The organism is Candidatus Chloroploca mongolica (assembly GCF_004762035.2).
GTDB classification, from domain to species: domain Bacteria; phylum Chloroflexota; class Chloroflexia; order Chloroflexales; family Chloroflexaceae; genus Chloroploca; species Chloroploca mongolica.
The window spans coordinates 163,956-165,516 of the sequence record NZ_SIJK02000006.1; the positions used below are offsets into that span (position 1 = coordinate 163,956).

The 1,561-nt window shown below is 60.7% G+C and carries 2 protein-coding genes; both read right to left on the bottom strand.

Annotated elements, in window-relative coordinates; genetic code table 11:
* Positions 1–67: 67 nt before the first annotated feature.
* Positions 68–736 carry a hypothetical protein gene (locus EYB53_RS25525; RefSeq protein WP_254150904.1) on the bottom strand — a complete coding sequence of 223 codons (669 nt, stop codon included), beginning with the start codon at positions 734–736 and terminating at the stop codon, positions 68–70.
* Positions 737–1,016: 280 nt separating this feature from the next.
* Positions 1,017–1,561 (bottom strand): hypothetical protein (locus EYB53_RS05530; protein ID WP_205712584.1); only part of this gene is annotated, 545 nt, incomplete at its 5' end.

Consider the following 1,561-nt stretch of genomic DNA (forward strand, 5'->3'; position numbering starts at 1 on the left):
CGGCCCCTTCTTTCCCAGTCGATATCTTTCTCGTCCCAGGTGGGTTCGATGCGTCTCGGCCCCTTCTTTACCAGTCGATATCTTCCTCGTCCCAGGTGCGCCCGATGCGTGGCGCTGGCGGCGGCGGTAAGGGGCGTGTATACGAGGGACGACCGCCATTCCCGTTGCTGTGACGGGTTGTGATTGTTCGCGGCGTGAGCGGGGGCGGTGGATCAAGACGAGCGGTGATGATGCGCGAGGGCGAGTGCATCTCGGCGGCAACGGCACGTGCCACTGCCGTTGGCGGTGGGCCGAGGGGTTCGGGTTCGGGCATGATCATCGGGGCCGGGGAAGGACGGGCAACTTCCTGGAAGACCGGGAGATCCAGGTGTACTGTGTGGGGCGGGGTGCCTCGATTGCCACGCAAATACTGCATCGCCTCGTATTCGTCGCCAAAAAGACCAATCCCGCTGACAAGTTTGACGAGAGGAGCAAAGATCAAGAGGTGATGGGTGTTGACGACAAAGGCCAAGTGACCTAAATGAGGGTGATGAGCGATCTCTTCCGTTCGTCGGCGCGCTCCAGGCGACGCCCCGGCAATGTAACGTCCGTCAACAAGAAGATCAGTCGGCATCGGGCAGGTTTCGAGCAGGGACCACATCTCGGCATAATAATTCTCGGCGTGATCGCGACTCAGGTGTCCTTCAATAGTGACCCAGACGAGATCATCGCCATGACGAGTAATGCGGTAGGGCATCGTTCGCACTTTCTAGGAAGCTATCCGAACGAGCAAACGTCATGGGCCGGCCCAGATGCCGGACAGTATCGTGCGTAGATAGCTCCGGGCTCAAGCGCCCATCGGGGGGGAACGCTGAGGCGAGTAGCGGGTGCGTGCCCATTATACAAGTCTCGTGCTTATATGTCTATAGGTTGAACTGAGAAGTAATCACAATTTATCGTATACATTTGCTTACCGAAAGAGGGGCACCGCAGGTGCCCCTCTTTCGGTGTCAGGTAAGGATGCGAGGGTAGCAGGGCTATTCCGGGCTGTTCCAATCTACCATGATCAGTGGCATCCAGACCGAGTAGCGTGATGGTACGGCTGTTGTGCTCGTTGCGAGGACGGACTGTGCTGTTGTACCAGGATTGCCACTCGATGTAGCTGTGATGGTGACGGTATCCGTTATCCCGCCACTCGCCGTGACCGGGATCGTGACGGTGACCGCCAGATTCGTCCCTTCACCCGCTGCTAGCGTGACCGTCGGCGGGAGTGTGACCGGCCAGGCATTCCCCGCCGTGCTCAGGCTGACGCTATCGGTTAGGTTGCCGGTATTGGTCAGCGCCAGGGTGTACGTGACGACCGTGCCGGGCAGCGCGGTCTGGGCGGTGTCTGGTGGCAGGAGCGTTACGCCGTAGGTTGCCTCGGCAGTCGTGGTCAGCGTGCTGGTCGCCGTGGCGGGCGGTGTGCCCGGGTCGGCCTCGGAGGTCGCGGTGACGACCACCGTATCAAGCATCCCGCCCGTGGCTGTGACCGGGATCGTGACGGTGACCGCCAGATTCGTCCCTTCACCCGCTGCTAGCG